We start from the raw sequence: 16,848 nt of genomic DNA, 5'->3' as shown, positions 1-16,848 counted from the left end.
GCTTTCCCCATCGAGCCCGCCCGCTGTTCCCGTGCGGACGCTGTGCTATCTTAGCCCATCCTTTTTGCGCGGCAGACGACCTGGGGAGGCGCGTTTGCCGAAGCGCATGTCATCCATTTCCTTATTAAGGCAAGCCTATGCAGCGGCTCTATCGGAAACGCATCGTCCTCGGCGTGGGCGGCGGCATTGCCGCCTACAAGAGCGCCGAACTGGTCCGCCGCCTGCGCGACCAGGGCGCTGAAGTCCGAGTGGTGATGACCCAGGGCGGCCGCGAGTTCATCACGCCCCTGACCCTCCAGGCGTTGTCCGGCCATCCGGTGCATACCGATCTGCTGGACCCGGCGGCGGAAGCCGCGATGGGCCACATCGAACTGGCCCGCTGGGCCGATCTGGTGCTGATCGCACCGGCTACCGCCGACCTCATGGCGCGCCTGGTCCAGGGCGTGGCCAACGACCTGCTGACCACCCTGGTGCTGGCCACCGACGCGCAAATCGCCCTGGCACCGGCGATGAACCAGGCCATGTGGCGCGACACCGCGACCCAGGCCAACGCCGAGCTGCTGCGCCAGCGCGGCTTCCACCTGTTCGGTCCGGCAGCGGGCAGCCAGGCCTGCGGCGACGTCGGCCTCGGACGCATGCTCGAAGCCGAGGAACTGGCGCAGCGCGCCGCCGACTGCTTCCAGCGCCAGGCGCTGACCGGCGTGCATGTGCTGATCACCGCCGGCCCGACCCAGGAAAACATCGACCCGGTGCGCTACATCACCAACCACAGTTCCGGAAAGATGGGCTTCGCCCTCGCCGAGGCGGCGGTGGAAGCCGGCGCACGGGTGACCCTGGTCACCGGCCCGGTGCACCTGCCCACGCCCGACCGGGTGCAGCGCGTCGACGTGGTCAGCGCCCGCGACATGCTGGCCGCCTGCGAGGCGGCGATGCCCTGCGACCTGCTGATCGCCTCCGCGGCGGTCGCCGACTACCGCCCGGAAGTGGTCGCCGCGCACAAACTGAAGAAAGACCCTACCAGCGGCGAGGGCTTGCTCTTGCAGCTGGTGCGCAATCCCGACATTCTCGCCACCCTCGCACAGCGCGAGGATCGTCCCTTCAGCGTGGGCTTCGCCGCAGAAACCGAAAACCTGCTGGACTATGCTGCACGCAAGCTGAAGGACAAGAACCTCGACCTGATCGTCGCCAACGACGTGGCCAACCCCTCGATCGGCTTCAACAGCGACGAGAACGCGATCACGGTGATCGACCGCGACCTGCATCCGAGCACCTTCGCCCAGACCAGCAAGGGCAAGATCGCTCGCCAGCTGATCGCCTTCATCGCCGACCGCCTCAACCAGCAATGAGTTACTGATGCACTCTCTCCAAGCCAAGATCCTCGACCCCCGCCTGGGCTCCGACTTCCCGCTCCCGCAGTACGCCACGCCGGGCTCGGCCGGCCTGGACCTGCGCGCCATGCTCAAGGAAGACAGCGTCCTCGGCCCGGGCCAGACCCTGCTGATTCCCACCGGCCTGTCCATCTACATCGCCGATCCCGGCCTCGCCGCCCTGGTCCTGCCGCGCTCCGGCCTGGGCCACAAGCACGGCATCGTGCTGGGCAACCTGGTCGGCCTGATCGACTCGGACTACCAGGGCGAGCTGATGGTGTCCTGCTGGAACCGCGGCGAGTCGCCGTTCACCATCGCCGTCGGCGAGCGCATCGCGCAGTTGGTACTGGTGCCGGTGGTGCAGGCGCATTTCGAGCTGGTCGAGGCGTTCGACGAAAGCCAGCGCGGCGCCGGCGGCTTCGGCCATTCCGGCAGCCACTGACCCCGAACACAGGACGAGACGCCGAGGAGACGCGGCATGAAGCTTTTCCAGCGCACCGCCAAGGATGGGAACGAGTTGGGCGACCTGCTCGAACCGGAAAAGAAGCCGCGCAAGGCAGCGTCCGAAGGCGCTGACGGCAAGGACCTGCTGCCCGGCATAGGCGCCAGCCTGCTGGGCGTGGCGGCTGCCGGCGCCCTGCTCTGGTTCGGCGTCTTCGGCGGCGCCGGTGAGGCGCAGCAGCGCCAGTTGGACGCGGCCTGGGCCGAAGGCCAGGCCGGCGCCTTGCGCCAGGCCTTGCAGCAACTCGCCGCCGACACCCGCGCCGCCGCGGCCAGCCCCCTCGCCCTCGAAGCCCTGCAAAGCGGCGACGCCACCCGCATCGAGGCCGCCCAGCGCAGCCTGCTGGCCTGGGACGGCGTGGTCGATGCCCACCTGAACGCGCCCGGCCAGGCCGCCCAGGACAACGACAGCCCCGGCCCGGTCAGCTTCGCCGCCCTGGATATCCTGCACCGGGTGGAAAGTGGCCAGAACGTCGCCGCCGAAGCCTACAAGGTCGGCCAGCGCTGGCTGCTGTACAGCGCCGCGCCGGTGCGCGGCGCCGACCAGAGCCTGCAAGGCACGCTGCTGCTGGCGGTCGACCTGCAACGGCTGCTGCGCGCCCTGCCGCCCTTGCCGGGCGATGCCGGCCAGGTACAACTGGTCCAGCAGTTCTCCGGCGCACCGGCCCAGGTGCTGCTGCAACGCGGTACGCCGGCGCCGGGCAAGGGTGCGCAAGCGCTGGACAGCGGCAATCCGAACTGGAAACTGAACTACACGCCCGGCAGCGTCGCTTCGACCCAGGCCTCGCCGCTGCTGCTGGCACTCGCGGCGCTGCTGGCGCTGCTCGGCGGCATCCTCGGCACCTACCTCACCCGTTCGTCGCTGTTGCGCCGCCTGCATCAGGATGTCCTGACCCTCGGTCAGTATCTTCAGGAACTCGGCGGGCAACGCACTGCCAAACCCCCTGTGCCTAGCCTGCCGGGCTTCGCCCCGCTGATCCAGGCATTGGCCCGCCAGCCGCGGCGCAAGCCGGAGCCGACCAGCGTGCCCAGCCCTGCCAAGGCAGCGCCGGTGGCGCCGGTGGCGGTGGCGAAAGCGCCTCCTCGCGAGGAGCCGGCATTGGCAGATCCGTTGTTCCAGAACACCGACATTCTGGATATCGACATTCTCGATGAAGACCAGGACCTCCTGGGATTGGAGCAAACCCCCATCATGAGCACTGCAAAAGCACCGACGCTGCCCGCCAGCATCTTCCGCGCCTACGACATCCGTGGCGTGGTAGGCGATACCCTCACCGCCGAGACCGCCTACTGGATCGGTCGCGCCATCGGCTCGGAAAGCCTCGCCCGCGGCGAACCGTGCGTCGCTGTCGGCCGCGATGGCCGCCTGTCCGGTCCCGAGCTGGTCAAGCAGCTGATCCAGGGCCTGGTGGACTGCGGTTGCCAGGTCAGCGACGTGGGCATGGTGCCTACCCCGGTGCTGTACTACGCGGCCAACGTGCTCGAGGGCAAGTCCGGGGTGATGCTGACCGGCAGCCACAACCCGCCGGACTACAACGGCTTCAAGATCGTGGTCGCCGGAGAGACCCTGGCCAACGAGCAGATCCAGGCCCTGCGCGAGCGCATCGAGAAAAACGACCTGGCATCCGGCGTCGGCAGCGTAGAGCAGGTCGACATCCTGCCGCGCTACTTCAAGCAGATCCGCGACGACATCGCCATGGCCAAGCCGATGAAGGTGGTGGTCGACTGCGGCAACGGCGTGGCCGGGGTGATCGCCCCGCAGTTGATCGAGGCCCTGGGCTGCAGCGTGATCCCGCTGTACTGCGAGGTCGACGGCAACTTCCCGAACCACCATCCGGACCCGGGCAAGCCGGAGAACCTGAAGGACCTGATCGCCAAGGTCAAGGCCGAGAACGCCGACCTGGGCCTGGCCTTCGACGGCGACGGCGATCGCGTCGGCGTGGTCACCAATACCGGTACCATCATCTATCCGGACCGTCTGCTGATGCTGTTCGCCAAGGACGTGGTCTCGCGCAACCCGGGGGCCGACATCATCTTCGACGTCAAGTGCACCCGCCGTCTGATCGCCCTGATCAGCGGCTACGGCGGCCGTCCGGTGATGTGGAAGACCGGCCACTCGCTGATCAAGAAGAAGATGAAGGAAACCGGCGCCCTGCTGGCTGGCGAGATGAGCGGCCACGTGTTCTTCAAGGAGCGCTGGTTCGGCTTCGACGATGGCATCTACAGCGCCGCCCGCCTGCTGGAAATCCTCAGCCAGGATCAGCGTGACAGCGAGCACGTGTTCTCGGCCTTCCCGAGCGACATTTCCACCCCGGAAATCAACATCACCGTCACCGAGGACAGCAAGTTCGCCATCATCGAGGCGCTGCAACGCGACGCCCAATGGGGCGAAGGCAACATCACCACCCTCGACGGCGTGCGGGTCGACTACCCCAAAGGCTGGGGCCTGGTACGCGCCTCCAACACCACTCCCGTGCTGGTCCTGCGCTTCGAAGCGGACACCGAGGAAGAGCTGGAGCGCATCAAGACCGTCTTCCGTAACCAACTGAAGGCAGTGGATTCCTCGCTGCCCGTGCCCTTCTGACATGTCGGAGCTCCCCATGACCCTGAGTCGCGATGACGCCGCCCAGGTTGCCAAGGTCCTTTCCGAGGCCCTGCCCTACATCCGCCGCTTCGTCGGCAAGACGCTGGTGATCAAGTACGGCGGCAACGCCATGGAGAGCGAGGAGCTGAAGGCCGGCTTCGCCCGCGACGTGGTGCTGATGAAAGCGGTCGGCATCAACCCGGTGGTGGTGCATGGCGGCGGCCCGCAGATCGGCGACCTGCTCAAGCGCCTGTCGATCGAGAGCCACTTCATCGACGGCATGCGCGTCACCGACGCGGCGACCATGGACGTGGTGGAGATGGTCCTCGGCGGCCAGGTGAACAAGGACATCGTCAACCTGATCAACCGCCACGGCGGCAGCGCCATCGGCCTGACCGGCAAGGACGCCGAGCTGATCCGCGCGAAGAAGCTCACCGTGACCCGCCAGACCCCGGAGATGACCAAGCCGGAGATCATCGACATCGGCCACGTGGGCGAAGTCACCGGGGTCAACGTCGGGCTGCTGAACATGCTGGTCAAGGGCGACTTCATTCCGGTGATCGCGCCGATCGGCGTGGGCAGCAACGGCGAGTCCTACAACATCAACGCCGACCTGGTGGCCGGCAAGGTGGCGGAAGCGCTGAAGGCCGAGAAACTGATGCTGCTGACCAACATCGCCGGCCTGATGGACAAGCAGGGCCAGGTGCTGACCGGGCTGTCCACCGAACAGGTCAACGAGCTGATCGCCGACGGCACCATCTACGGCGGCATGCTGCCGAAGATCCGCTGCGCCCTGGAAGCGGTGCAGGGCGGCGTGACCAGCGCGCACATCATCGATGGCCGGGTGCCGAATGCCGTGCTGCTGGAAATCTTCACCGACAGCGGCGTCGGCACCCTGATCAGCAACCGCAAGCGTCACTGATCGCCCGCCACGGCGCGCTCCGGCGCGCCATGGCGGTTCCTCCATTAGCGTCGCGCGGCCAGCGTGAAGACCTGGTCCAACGGGCTCGTGCCCTCGCTACGGAAGGTCGCCGGGCTCACTCCCGTCCAGCGCTTGAACGCGCGCCTGAAACTGCGGATGTCACGGTATCCCACTTCCTCGGTGATACGTTCGATGGACATCCCGGGGTTGCCCAGCAGGCTCATCGCCCGCCCTCGACGCACCTGCTCCAGCAACGCCTCGAAGGTCAGCCCGTGTTCGGCCAGCCGGCGCCGCAGGGTGCGGCTGCTCATGTTCAGTTCGGCGGAAATCCTTTCGATCTGGCTGCCCAGGCTTAGGTCGCGGGCGATGGCCCGTTCCACCGCCTGGACCAGGTCGAGTTTCCGGTGCACCTGGGTGCTTTCCTGCTCCAGCAGGGCCAGCGCCTGGCGCAACGCCGGCAGGTTGTGGTTGGGCAGGCGCATGTCCAGCCAGTGGCTGGCGATCGCCATGCGGTTGTGCAGGCAGCCGAAGCGTACCTGGGGGCCCAGCAGGCGCAGGTACTCGCCCGCGTAGGGCGGAGCGGCATGGATGAGTTCGATGCCCAGCGGTTCGAACGCCGGGCTGACCAGGGCACGCCCATACACCAGCAGGCTGGCGAAGAACTCCTCGATGGCGAACACCTGCACCTCGCTACTGGGCAGGTGGCATTCGACCTCGACGAAGAAGGTGTCGCCCTGCTGGTAGACGCTGGAGGTGACGATACCGCCCGAGCTGTGCTGGTAGCGCACGCCGATGTCGAACGCGTCGCGCAGGGTCCGGCACAACGACAGCACATGGCCCAGAAGGCCAAGGGTGCCGAGCACGTTCTGGTGTCCGACCCACAGCCCCAGTCCCCGCTCCGGCAGGGCCTGGAGGGCACGCTGGATCATGCTCACGGCCTGGCGGTAGGAGATGCGCTGGGTAGGGTCCTGCAGGTCTTCGACGGTGAAGCCCAGGCCCCGGCACAGCCGCGCGGGATCGACGCCATGGCCTTCGACCACCTCGGCCAGCGTCTGCAGCAGGAAGGTGGATACCTGGGCGAGTTCGTAGCGCGCATCGGCGGCATTGTTGTGCATGAGCGAAATCCTGAGCCGGTCTCGGCTTCGTTCTTGTTCTGGCGGTGGATCGCGACATGGGATGAGCGTCCCATCATATAGCGTTCCGCACAGATGTAACAAAGCATTGCGCAGTGTCCGCAAATCCCCCCCTCGCTGACCGTCAATGCCCTGCCTCGGCCTGCCGTTAGGGCTTATTCCTATGCCGTGCCCCGAGCCACGGCAACAATAATAAGAGCCCGCCCATGAACCCGATCCGCCCCCACAGGCCCCTGCGCCTGGCCGCCTGCGTCACCCTCGCCGTCAGCTGCTGCACCCACGCCAGCGAAGGCGGCGTGGACAACATTGGTCCAGGAACCGACGGTTTCTTCACCCTGCCACTGGACGTCGACAACCTCCCCGACCACATGTTCGCCTTCAACGTCTACTACAACCACTACGAAGCCAGGAAGCTGAACATCAGCTCCTTCGGCGGCAAGGTGTCCGACGTGAAGATCAGCTCGGATGCGATCATCCCTCGCCTGGACTACCTGAGCCCGCTGCGGATCTTCGGCGGGCGCCTGGGCGGCTACATCGCCCAGCCCTATCTCCGCCAACGCGTGGCCGCGTTCGGCCTGAGCGACGAACGGGAAAGCATGGGCGACACCACCTTCGCGCCGATCATCCTCTGGGACATGGGCAAGGACCTGACCCTGGCCGCCGCCGTGGAGGTCACCGTGCCCACCGGCAAGTACGATGCCGAGCGGCTGGCCAACACCAGCAACAACTTCTACACCTACAAGCCGCTGTTCTCCTTCACCTGGCTGCCCACCGAACGCACCGAGCTGTCGCTGAAGGCCACCTACAGCTTCAACATGGAAAACCACGACACCGACTATCGCTCGGGGCAGATCTTCCATTTCGACTATTCCGCCAGCTACCGGGTGACCGACAACCTGCGCCTCGGCCTGAACGGCTACTACCTCAAGCAGACCACCGACGACAAACAGAACGGCGAGACCGTACGGGTGTTCGGTTTCGGCGAGGAAGTCGACGACGGCGTACGCGGCCAGGTCTTCGCCATCGGCCCCGCCGTGCACCTGACCTTCCTTAAGTACGCCAGCGCGGAGATCCGCTGGGCCAAGGAATTCGACGTGGAGAACCGCCCCGAGGGCGACATGCTCTGGGCCAAGCTGACCATTCCGTTCGAACTCTGAGGCATCGGAACGAAGCGGCAGCCCGGTATCCGCGGGCTGCCGCCATCGACGAGGAAAAGCGCCAGGCGTCCTAGGCGTAAACCGGCCAGCGCTCGACGATCCGCCCGCCGCGCAGCGCCAGCAGGTCGCCGAATTGCAGCAGCACCGACTCGCTCTGGGTCGGCCGCAGGAAGACCTGGTCGTCCACCTCCAGGCCCACCGAAGGCGAGCCGTTGACCATTTCCTGGTTCGAGCTGCGCCCGTAGATGCCGTTGCTGCGCAGTCCCTCGGGCGAGGCGAAGTCGGCCATCCAGTTGCCGCCGTAGATGAAGAAGGTGCCGCGCTGGTTGGGGTCCCACCAGGAAAACAGCCGGGACTTGCCGTCCAGCGCCGGGATCTGCACCGCGCCGGTGCTCTTGAGTACCGGCGTGGCGATGTAGACGGCCGGCACATGCTCGGCCAGGGACGCCAGGTCGTAGTGGCTCGGCTTGAGCATGGCGGTGCCCACCGAGACCTCGCTGCTCAGCGTTTCCTTCTCGTGCATGCGATAGCTGGGGCTGCCGGCGGTATTCAGGGTCAGCTGTGGTGTCCACAGCGCGGCGAAGCGCTGGCGGGCGAAGTCGACATGTCCCTGGTAGAGCGCCATGACCTTGGCGAACAGCTCCTCGGGCGAACCGAGGATGCCCGGCACCCCCATTCCGACGAAGGGGTCGTAGCCCATGAAGCCAGCGAACTCCAGGTACTGCGGATGCGCCGCGATCAGCGCCAGCAATTCGCCCAGCGCGGCCTGGTCGGCCACCCCGCCGCGATGCAGGCCGACGTCCAGTTCGATGTTGACGCGCATCCGGGTACCCAGCCCCTGGGCCAGCGCCAGGTACTGACGCAAGCGCTGCGGCGTATCGATCAGCCATTGCAGTTGCCGCGCCGGGTCGAACGCACCCTTGTGCTCGCGGTAGAACAGTTCCGCCGAACGCACCGGCAACGGCTTGCCGAGGAGGATGTCGGCATCCGCAAAAGCGACCGCGTCGTGGTTGAGGAACGGTTGGTGGAAGGACATCAGCCGCCGGGTGCCGGCGCGCCTGGCGATGTACGCCAGCAGGCCGGGCGAAGGCAGCGATTTCTCCACCAGCCGCAGATGCTTGCCGCCGCGGCGGACCGAACGCATCACCACATCGATGTTGTGGTCCAGGCGATCGAGGTCGATGAGCAGCACCGGGCACATCGGGCCATTGGCCTTGAGTTCGCGGTTCAGCGCGCGGAAATAGTCGTCGTACGGCCCGCCACGGTCGGCGGGACGCATCCAGGCGGCAGTTCCCGCCAGCAGCGCGCCGGCCCCGAGGCCGGCGAACATGAACTTGCGTCGATTCACGGCGTCGCTCCTTTCAGGTCACGCCCAGGATGGAAGAGAGGTGCGCATTGAGGAACCGCCCGCGGGGATCCAGCGCCTGGCGCACCTCGGCGAATGCCTTCCAGCGCGGATAGAGCCCCTGCAACTGGTGCGCGTTGAGGCCATGCAGCTTGCCCCAGTGCGGCCGCCCGGCGTATTTCCAGAAGATCGGTTCCACCGCGGCGAAGAAGTTGTGGTGGTCCATGCTGTAGTGCTGATGCACGGAAATGGAACAACTGTCGCGGCCCTCGAACATGCTCAGGGGAATGTCGTCGGCCTTCACATAGCGGTACTCGATGGGAAACCAGGTGCGCAGGTCCTTGTCGCGGATCAGCGCGAGGATCTCCCGCAGGCAGGCGGGGCCATGCTCGGCGGGGACCGAATACTCCATCTCGTTGAAGCGCACGTTGCGCACGTTGGCGTAGACCGCATAGGAATCGTCGACCCGCTCGTCGAAGCGGGCGAAGTGGCGCAGGCTGTTGAGCAGGGTGCGGCGGGTCTCCGGGAAGTCGCTGAGGTACTTGTCGAGACCTTCGATCAGGCCGACGAACTCGTTGCCGCCTTCCTTCGCCGGGTCCAGGGGCGGGGTCTTCGGCTCGTCGGTCTCGTTGAGGGCGATCGACAGGGCGTAGTCGGAATGGGTCACCACCAGCATCTCCCAGTGCTGGTTCTCGCGCGTATTCTTCTCCACGTCTTCCAGCAATTCTTCGGTCCGGGCGATCCACTGCCGTTCACGCAGGCGGTAGGCCGCGCGGTTCTGCAGGCGCACCCGGGTCACGACGCCCAGCGCCCCCAGCGAGACCCGCGCGGCATCGAACACCTCCACGTTGCGCTTGGCGTCGCACTCGAGCACCTCGCCGCTCGCGGTGATCAGTTGCAGACCGCGAACCTGGGCGGAATAGGAACCGAAGCCGACCCCGGTGCCATGGGTGGAAGTAGCGATGGCGCCGGCCAGGGTCTGGTAATCGATATCGGCCATGTTCACCAGCGCCTGGCCGATATCCTTGAGCGGAGCGCCCATCTGCGACATCGGCGTACCGCCGCCGAACTCGGCCTGGAGGGTCGCGCTGTCGTGGCTGAGCAAGCCGCTGAAGTAGGCGAGTGAGAGCAGGGTGCCGTCGGTCGGGACCAACGCGCTGAACGAATGCCCGGAGCCCACCGGGCGGATCCTGCCGGACGCCTGGCGGATGATCCGGACCAGTTCGTCGAGGTCTTTCGGTGCCTCCCGCGCCAGGGGCAGGCAGCTTTGCGCGCCGGACCAGTTGCGCCAGGGAATCAGGCGCGGTGCGCGGAGCAACTCCGCCAGCGCGGGGTTTCCCACCATGGCGGCGAACGCACCGAGCGCTCCCGCCCGTTGCAGGAGCTGGCGTCGCGACAGATGACTTGGCATGCCGGTATCCCCTATCGGTCCTGCGCTGCGGACATGAAATCGATCAAAGCCCGGAACTGTTCTTCCGAGCACTGCATGCACATGCCCATGGGTGGCATGCCCTTGTAGCCGTTGATGCTGTGGTCCAGCAGGGTGTCGATGCCCTGCGCCAGGCGTGGCGCCCAGGCAGCGGCATCGCCGGTCAGCGGCGCGCCGGAGGCGGGATTGGCGTGACAGAGCTTGCAACTGGCGGAATACACCTGCGCCAACGCAGGGTCCGCAGGGACACGCTGGGAATCGGCGGCCCGCGCCGGCGGCTCCGTGGATTCTCCGCAGGCCACCAGCATCAGGCCCAGGGCAAGCAGCAACCCCGGGCGGCAAAGGCGCGAGTTGCCCGGTCCGGGGCGGAGCGTGGACGACATGGTGTTCCTCTCTCGTTGCGCACGGCGTGCGTTCTCGTCGAACAACACTAAGGCCGCGACGCCCCGAGGATGAGGGCAATGCGGGCCAGCGACGGGGGGTTCTGCGGCCAGCCCTTTCGCACCGCGCGATGGCGGTCTAGAGTCGATGTCTGCAGCAGCGTCGAGGAGCCGGCATGAGCAGCGCAGCACAGCGCCAGAACTACACCTTCTTCCATTCCCTGCGGGTTCGCTGGGCGGAGGTCGATCCGCAGGGCATCGTCTTCAACGGCAACTACCTGACCTATCTCGACGTCGCCACCACCGAGTACTACCGCCAGCTCGGCATGTCCTACCCGGCCGACCTGCTGCGCGGCGGAGGCGACCTGTTCGCGGTGAAGAGCACCCTGGAATACCGCGCCCCGGCGCATTTCGACGACTGGCTGGACATCGGCACCCGCGTGGCGCGGCTGGGGCGCAGCAGCCTGGTTTTCGAGCTGGGCATCTGGCGCGACGAGCAGTTGCTCACCGTCGGCGAGCTGGTCTACGTCTATGCGGATGCGAACGAGCGACAGAGCCAGCCCCTGCCGGACTGGCTGCGCGAGAAGATCAGGGCGTTCGAGCGACAGTCGCCAGTGGAATCAGGGACTCACGCCGAGTAGCTGGGAGAGCCGCGCGCGGTCGGCGGCATAGGTTCTTTCCGCGTCTTCGCGGGCCTTCTGGAAACGCCCGATCTCGCCCTGCAGGCGCTTTTCCTCCTGCTTGAGATCGTCCAACTGGTCCACCAGCGCCTGCGCCACCGGACGTCCGGCACGCTCCTGGTTGGCCGCCTGGCCTTGCAGGTTGGCCTGTTGCAGCTTGAGCGACTGCAGGTTGCCGCGCGCCACGCTGCTCAGCCCGTCCAGTTCCGCCAGGCGCCGTTCGCGAGCGCGGTCGACGTCCTCGAGGCTGGAATACAGGCGCAGCAGCTGCGCATCGGAGCTGGCCTGGGCTTGGGCCGCCTTGCGCTGCCGCAGTTCCTCGGCGGTCGGCGCCGGCGGTACGGTGCGGATAACCCGGCCCTGGTCGTTGAGGACCTGGTAGCCCTTGCCGATGTACTGCGGCGGCACACCCTGGCGGTCGAGCACCACCACGCCCTTGTCGTTGACGTAGCGGTACAGCTCCACCGCTCCGCCCGGCGCCGCCTGGGCGCCGAAGGAAAGCCCCTGGAGCACCAGCCCCAGGGCCATCAGGCAACGCATTACATCCTGTCCGACCATGCCAGTCCCTTGTGAAAGGTTCAGATACCGTATTGGGCGCGATAGGCCTCTACCGCCGGCAGATGCTTCTTCAGTTCAGCATCTTCGGCAAGATATTCCAGCACCTGCTCCAGGGAAACGATGCTCACCACCGGCATGCCGAAGTCGCGCTCGACCTCCTGGATCGCCGACAGCTCGCCCTTGCCGCGCTCCTGGCGGTTCAGCGCGATCAGCACGCCCGCGGCCCTGGCGCCCTGGGCGTCGATGATCTGCATCACTTCGCGGATCGCGGTGCCGGCGGTGATCACGTCGTCGATGATCAGCACCCGGCCGCTCAGCGGCGCGCCGACCAGCGTGCCGCCTTCGCCGTGGTCCTTGGCTTCCTTGCGGTTGAAGCACCAGGGCAGGTCGCGCTGGTGCTGCTCGGCGAGGGCCACCGCGGTGGTGGCGGCCAGGGGAATGCCCTTGTAGGCCGGGCCGAACAGGACGTCGAAGTCGATTCCGCTGTCGATCACCGCCTCGGCGTAGAAGCGTCCCAGGCGTGCCAGCGCCAGGCCGCTGTCGAACAGGCCGGCATTGAAGAAATAGGGGCTGGTGCGCCCGGACTTGAGGGTGAACTCACCGAAGCGCAGAACCCCGCGCTCGATGGCGAAACGAATGAAATCGCGCTGATACGCCTGCATGAATGACACCAAGCCGCATGAATTTAGCTAAACCGTTTGAGCTCGGGTATCATACACGCACGTGATTTTGGGGGCCATTTATGCGGATCATCAGTGTGAACGTGAATGGTATTCAGGCTGCGGCCGAGCGCGGTTTGCTCAGTTGGCTGCAAGCACAGAATGCCGACGTGATCTGCTTGCAGGACACCCGAGCCTCCGCCTTCGATCTGGATGACCCGTCCTTCCAACTGGACGGCTACTTCCTTTATGCCTGCGATGCCGAGCTACCCGAACAGGGCGGTGTCGCACTCTACAGCCGTTTGCAGCCCAAAGCTGTGATCAGCGGCTTAGGTTTCGAAACGGCCGATCGTTACGGGCGCTACCTGCAAGCCGACTTCGACAAGGTGAGTATCGCCACCCTGCTGCTGCCTTCCGGGCAGAGCGGAGACGAGAGCTTGAACCAGAAATTCAAGTTCATGGACGACTTCACCCATTACTTGAGCAAGCAGCGTCGCAAGCGCCGCGAATACATCTACTGCGGCTCGCTGTACGTCGCCCATCAGAAGATGGATGTGAAGAACTGGCGCGAATGTCAGCAGATGCCGGGCTTCCTCGCGCCCGAACGGGCCTGGCTGGACGAAGTGTTCGGCAACCTCGGCTATGCCGACGCCCTGCGCGAAGTCAGCCGCGAAGGCGACCAGTTCAGCTGGTGGCCGGACAGCGAACAGGCCGAGATGCTCAACCTCGGCTGGCGCTTCGACTACCAGGTGCTGACCCCCGGCCTGCGCCGCTTCGTGCGCAACGCCAAGCTGCCGCGCCAGCCGCGCTTCTCCCAGCATGCGCCGCTGATCGTCGACTACGACTGGCAGTTGAGCATCTGAGCCCTGTCAGACACGAAAAAGCCGGCGCATGCGCCGGCTTTTCTATTTCCCGTGCGGCCTACTTGATCAGCCGCAGGCAGAACGGATAGCGATAGGCCTTGCCTTCGTTGGCCTTGATGCCGGCGATGATGGTCAACACCAGCGCCGCCAGGCAGACCAGGCCGAGCAGGAAGAAGCCGATCACCACCAGCATCAGCAGGAAGCTGACGAACATCGCCAGCGCCACGGTGATCTGGAAGTTCAGCGCTTCCTTGCCCTGGGCGTCGACGAACGGATCGCTCTCGCGCTTGAGTTGCCAGACGATCAGCGGCCCGAGCAGGCTGCCGAAGGGAAACACCAGGCCGATGAACGCCGCGAAATGGCAGAACATCGCCCATTGCCGGGCTTCCTGGCCGGGGGTCGCGGCGACCTCTTCGGATACATCGTTCATGTAGCGCTCCTTCTCCGGGGCCCGGCAGGCAGTGCCGGGCGTCTGCTCATTCGGCCAGCGCGGCGCGCTGAAGTTCGAACAGCTCCTGCATGCCCTGCTGGGCCAGTTCGAGCATGGCGTTCAGCTCGTCGGGACGGAACGGCGCGCCTTCGGCGGTTCCCTGCACCTCGATGAAGCCGCCGGCATCGGTCATCACTACGTTCAGGTCGGTTTCCGCGGCGGAATCCTCCAGGTAGTCCAGGTCGAGGACCGGCACGCCCTGGTAGATGCCCACGGAAACGGCGGCGACCATTTGCTTCAGCGGATTGCCCTTGAGCGCGCCACGCTTCTTCAGCACCGCCAGGGCGTCGATCAGCGCCACGGTGGCGCCGGTGATCGAGGCGGTGCGGGTGCCGCCGTCGGCCTGGATCACGTCGCAGTCGATGTACAGGGTGTTCTCGCCGAGCTTGCTGAGGTCCAGCGCCGCTCGCAGGGAGCGGCCGATCAGGCGCTGGATCTCCAGGGTACGACCGCCCTGCTTGCCGCGGCTGGCCTCGCGCTGGTTACGCTCGCCGGTGGAGCGCGGCAGCATGCCGTACTCGGCGGTCAACCAACCCTGGCCCTGGCCCTTGAGGAAGCGCGGCACCCCGGACTCGGCGCTGACGGTGCAGATCACCTTGGTATCGCCGAACTCGACCAGCACCGAACCTTCTGCGTGCTTGGTGTAATGGCGGGTGATGCGGATCGGGCGCAGCTGGTCGGCGGCACGGCCACTGGGACGATTCATCGTGGATATCCTGTACTGAGAAAGCGGAATTGGCCGCCATTATAGAGGCCAGCCCGGGCTCTCAACCACCGTCGGCGTGCGGGCCCCGCCGGACGTGGGTTACAATGCCCGGCTCGAATCACGGCAGCCGCGCGCGTCCGGCGCCGAACGCACTCCCCACACGACTATCGAGGTAGACCCATGGTGCACAGCATGACCGCCTTCGCCCGCGTCGAGCAGGCCGGTACCCACGGCACCCTGAGCTGGGAGCTGCGCTCGGTCAACCACCGTTACCTGGAGCCCCACCTGCGCCTGCCCGACGCCTTCCGCGACCTCGAAGGCGCGGTGCGCGAGGCGCTGCGCCAGGGCCTGTCGCGTGGCAAGGTGGAATGCACCCTGCGCTTCGCCGAGGAAACCGCCGGCAAGAGCCTGCAGGTCGACCAGGAGCGCGCCCGCCAACTGGTCGCCGCCGCCGAAGGCGTAGCCGCCCTGATCCGCCAGCCGGCGCCTCTCGATCCGCTCGCCGTGCTGGCCTGGCCCGGCGTACTGGTGGCCGACTCGGCCGATCCGCAGGCGCTCAACGCCGCCGCCCTGGAAGCCTTCGGCCAGGCCCTGGAGCAACTCAAGGCCGGCCGCTCGCGCGAAGGCCAGGAGCTGGCGAAGCTGCTCAACGATCGGCTCGACGCGATGCTGGTGGAAGTCGGCAACCTGCGCGAACTGGTGCCAACCATGCTGGCCAACCAGCGGCAGAAGATCCTCGACCGCTTCGCCGAACTCAAGGCCGAACTCGATCCGCAGCGCCTGGAGCAGGAACTGGTCCTGCTGGCGCAGAAGAGCGATGTCGCCGAGGAACTGGACCGCCTCGCCACCCACGTCGGCGAGGTCCGCCGGGTCCTCAAGGCCGGCGGCGCCGCCGGTCGGCGCCTGGACTTCCTGATGCAGGAACTCAACCGGGAAGCCAACACTCTAGGCTCCAAGGCGTTCGACCCGCGCTCGACCCAGGCGGCGGTCAACCTCAAGGTCCTGATCGAGCAGATGCGCGAGCAGGTCCAGAACATCGAATGACCGGCGGGCGCCTCCGCCCGATCTCTTTCCAACCCGTACGAAGCACCAGGAACACCTCATGTCCGGCACCCTGTACATCGTTTCCGCTCCCTCCGGCGCCGGCAAGACCAGCCTGGTGAAGGCCCTGCTCGACGCCGCCCCCGAGGTCCGCGTGTCCGTCTCCCATACCACCCGCGGCATGCGTCCGGGCGAGGTGGACGGGGTCAACTACCACTTCACCAGCCGCGAGGAATTCCTCGCCATGCTCGAACGCAACGAGTTCCTCGAGCACGCCGAAGTCTTCGGCAACCTCTACGGCACCTCGCAGCGCTGGGTCGAGAAAACCCTCGCCGAAGGCCTCGACCTGATCCTCGAGATCGACTGGCAGGGCGCCCAGCAGGTGCGCCGGCTGATGCCCGAGGCCCAATCGATCTTCATCCTCCCGCCGAGCCAGGAAGCCCTGCGCCAGCGCCTGACCAACCGCGGCCAGGACAGCGACGAGGTGATCGAGCGGCGCATGCGCGAAGCCGTCAGCGAAATGAGCCACTACGTGGAGTACGATCACCTGGTGATCAACGACGATTTCGCCCACGCCCTGGACGACCTCAAGGCGATCTTCCGCGCCCGCCAGTTGCGCCAGGACGCCCAGCAGCAACGCCACGCCGAACTGCTCGGTCGTCTGCTCGCCTAAATCGGCTCTTCCATAAAGATTGGCGATTTTTTAGACTATTCAGTCCGCCCGGCAAACGTCGGGCTCACTTTTCGTTACGAGGAACACCATGGCCCGCGTCACCGTTGAAGACTGCCTGGACAACGTCGATAACCGTTTCGAGCTGGTCATGCTCGCCACCAAGCGCGCCCGTCAGCTGGCTACCGGCGGCAAGGAGCCGAAAGTGGCCTGGGAAAACGACAAGCCGACCGTCGTCGCCCTGCGCGAGATCGCTTCCGGCCTGGTCGATGAGAACGTCGTCCAGCAGGAAGACATCGTCGAGGACGAACCGCTGTTCGCAGCGTTCGACGACGAGGCCAACACCGAGGCCCTGTAAGCCAT

The 16,848-nt window shown here is 66.3% G+C and carries 18 protein-coding genes; 10 read left to right on the top strand and 8 right to left on the bottom strand.

What is annotated here, in order from left to right; all coding sequences use genetic code 11:
- The first annotated feature begins 137 nt into the window (after positions 1-137).
- Genes coaBC through argB form a run of 4 tightly spaced genes read left to right on the top strand, consistent with a single transcriptional unit; the run spans position 138 to position 5,374 of the window.
- Positions 138-1,346 (top strand): bifunctional phosphopantothenoylcysteine decarboxylase/phosphopantothenate--cysteine ligase CoaBC, encoded by a 1,209-nt coding sequence (gene coaBC, locus HMPREF1224_RS28695; protein WP_003098292.1) that lies wholly within the window; start codon positions 138-140, stop codon positions 1,344-1,346.
- A 7-nt stretch (positions 1,347-1,353) separates the two neighbouring features.
- Positions 1,354-1,809, top strand: a complete 456-nt coding sequence (gene dut / locus HMPREF1224_RS28690) for a dUTP diphosphatase (RefSeq protein ID WP_003098293.1) — start codon at positions 1,354-1,356, stop codon at positions 1,807-1,809.
- 36 nt (positions 1,810-1,845) lie between these two features.
- Entirely contained in the window at positions 1,846-4,452 is a 2,607-nt protein-coding gene (locus tag HMPREF1224_RS28685; protein ID WP_010793641.1) for a phosphomannomutase/phosphoglucomutase, read from the top strand.
- Between the two features lie 16 nt (positions 4,453-4,468).
- Complete coding sequence (gene argB / locus HMPREF1224_RS28680) at positions 4,469-5,374, top strand: acetylglutamate kinase (protein ID WP_003096572.1); 906 nt, start codon at positions 4,469-4,471, stop codon at positions 5,372-5,374.
- Positions 5,375-5,418: 44 nt separating this feature from the next.
- Here argB and sphR read toward each other — a convergent pair whose 3' ends face one another.
- On the bottom strand, positions 5,419-6,489 hold the full coding sequence (gene sphR, locus HMPREF1224_RS28675; RefSeq protein ID WP_003114360.1) for an AraC family transcriptional regulator SphR: 1,071 nt from the start codon (positions 6,487-6,489) through the stop codon (positions 5,419-5,421).
- Positions 6,490-6,713: 224 nt separating this feature from the next.
- Here sphR and HMPREF1224_RS28670 point away from each other — a divergent pair, with 224 nt between their 5' ends.
- Positions 6,714-7,664 (top strand): SphA family protein, encoded by a 951-nt coding sequence (locus HMPREF1224_RS28670; RefSeq protein ID WP_003114361.1) that lies wholly within the window; start codon positions 6,714-6,716, stop codon positions 7,662-7,664.
- Between the two features lie 70 nt (positions 7,665-7,734).
- Here HMPREF1224_RS28670 and HMPREF1224_RS28665 read toward each other — a convergent pair whose 3' ends face one another.
- From HMPREF1224_RS28665 to HMPREF1224_RS28655, 3 genes are all read right to left on the bottom strand, one after another.
- Positions 7,735-8,943 carry a DSD1 family PLP-dependent enzyme gene (locus tag HMPREF1224_RS28665; protein ID WP_003146627.1) on the bottom strand — a complete coding sequence of 403 codons (1,209 nt, stop codon included), beginning with the start codon at positions 8,941-8,943 and terminating at the stop codon, positions 7,735-7,737.
- Between the two features lie 82 nt (positions 8,944-9,025).
- Positions 9,026-10,354, bottom strand: coding sequence for a D-arabinono-1,4-lactone oxidase (locus tag HMPREF1224_RS28660; RefSeq protein WP_009877261.1), 1,329 nt, complete (start codon positions 10,352-10,354; stop codon positions 9,026-9,028).
- A 77-nt stretch (positions 10,355-10,431) separates the two neighbouring features.
- The gene (locus HMPREF1224_RS28655; protein ID WP_003098306.1) at positions 10,432-10,821 is read right to left on the bottom strand and encodes a c-type cytochrome; all 390 of its coding nucleotides are present in this window, start codon (positions 10,819-10,821) and stop codon (positions 10,432-10,434) included.
- Between the two features lie 173 nt (positions 10,822-10,994).
- Here HMPREF1224_RS28655 and HMPREF1224_RS28650 point away from each other — a divergent pair, with 173 nt between their 5' ends.
- Positions 10,995-11,459, top strand: a complete 465-nt coding sequence (locus HMPREF1224_RS28650; protein WP_003098308.1) for an acyl-CoA thioesterase — start codon at positions 10,995-10,997, stop codon at positions 11,457-11,459.
- Here the strand turns inward: HMPREF1224_RS28650 and HMPREF1224_RS28645 are convergent.
- Both HMPREF1224_RS28645 and pyrE read right to left on the bottom strand, forming a co-directional pair.
- On the bottom strand, positions 11,439-12,056 hold the full coding sequence (locus HMPREF1224_RS28645) for a hypothetical protein (RefSeq protein ID WP_003161150.1): 618 nt from the start codon (positions 12,054-12,056) through the stop codon (positions 11,439-11,441). The genes HMPREF1224_RS28650 and HMPREF1224_RS28645 overlap by 21 nt on opposite strands.
- Positions 12,057-12,076: 20 nt before the next feature.
- On the bottom strand, positions 12,077-12,718 hold the full coding sequence (pyrE, locus tag HMPREF1224_RS28640; protein WP_003096586.1) for an orotate phosphoribosyltransferase: 642 nt from the start codon (positions 12,716-12,718) through the stop codon (positions 12,077-12,079).
- Positions 12,719-12,798: 80 nt separating this feature from the next.
- On the opposite strand from pyrE, the gene HMPREF1224_RS28635 reads away from it, so the two are divergent.
- The gene (locus HMPREF1224_RS28635) at positions 12,799-13,578 is read left to right on the top strand and encodes an exodeoxyribonuclease III (RefSeq protein ID WP_003098313.1); all 780 of its coding nucleotides are present in this window, start codon (positions 12,799-12,801) and stop codon (positions 13,576-13,578) included.
- 58 nt (positions 13,579-13,636) lie between these two features.
- Here the strand turns inward: HMPREF1224_RS28635 and HMPREF1224_RS28630 are convergent, their stop codons facing one another.
- Both HMPREF1224_RS28630 and rph read right to left on the bottom strand, forming a co-directional pair.
- Positions 13,637-14,008, bottom strand: a complete 372-nt coding sequence (locus tag HMPREF1224_RS28630) for a DUF4870 domain-containing protein (RefSeq protein WP_003096590.1) — start codon at positions 14,006-14,008, stop codon at positions 13,637-13,639.
- A 46-nt stretch (positions 14,009-14,054) separates the two neighbouring features.
- Complete coding sequence (rph, locus tag HMPREF1224_RS28625) at positions 14,055-14,774, bottom strand: ribonuclease PH (protein ID WP_009877263.1); 720 nt, start codon at positions 14,772-14,774, stop codon at positions 14,055-14,057.
- Positions 14,775-14,954: 180 nt separating this feature from the next.
- On the opposite strand from rph, the gene HMPREF1224_RS28620 reads away from it, so the two are divergent.
- The 3 genes from HMPREF1224_RS28620 (at position 14,955) to rpoZ (ending at position 16,843) form a co-directional block, all read left to right on the top strand.
- The gene (locus tag HMPREF1224_RS28620; RefSeq protein ID WP_003096599.1) at positions 14,955-15,818 is read left to right on the top strand and encodes a YicC/YloC family endoribonuclease; all 864 of its coding nucleotides are present in this window, start codon (positions 14,955-14,957) and stop codon (positions 15,816-15,818) included.
- Positions 15,819-15,876: 58 nt separating this feature from the next.
- The gene (gene gmk / locus HMPREF1224_RS28615; protein WP_003098317.1) at positions 15,877-16,488 is read left to right on the top strand and encodes a guanylate kinase; all 612 of its coding nucleotides are present in this window, start codon (positions 15,877-15,879) and stop codon (positions 16,486-16,488) included.
- Positions 16,489-16,576: 88 nt separating this feature from the next.
- Positions 16,577-16,843, top strand: coding sequence for a DNA-directed RNA polymerase subunit omega (gene rpoZ, locus HMPREF1224_RS28610; protein ID WP_003096602.1), 267 nt, complete (start codon positions 16,577-16,579; stop codon positions 16,841-16,843).
- The last annotated feature ends 5 nt before the right edge of the window (positions 16,844-16,848 follow it).

The organism is Pseudomonas sp. P179 (genome assembly GCF_000478485.2).
Taxonomy (GTDB): domain Bacteria; phylum Pseudomonadota; class Gammaproteobacteria; order Pseudomonadales; family Pseudomonadaceae; genus Pseudomonas; species Pseudomonas aeruginosa.
This window is presented reverse-complemented; position numbering and strand designations above follow the sequence as displayed.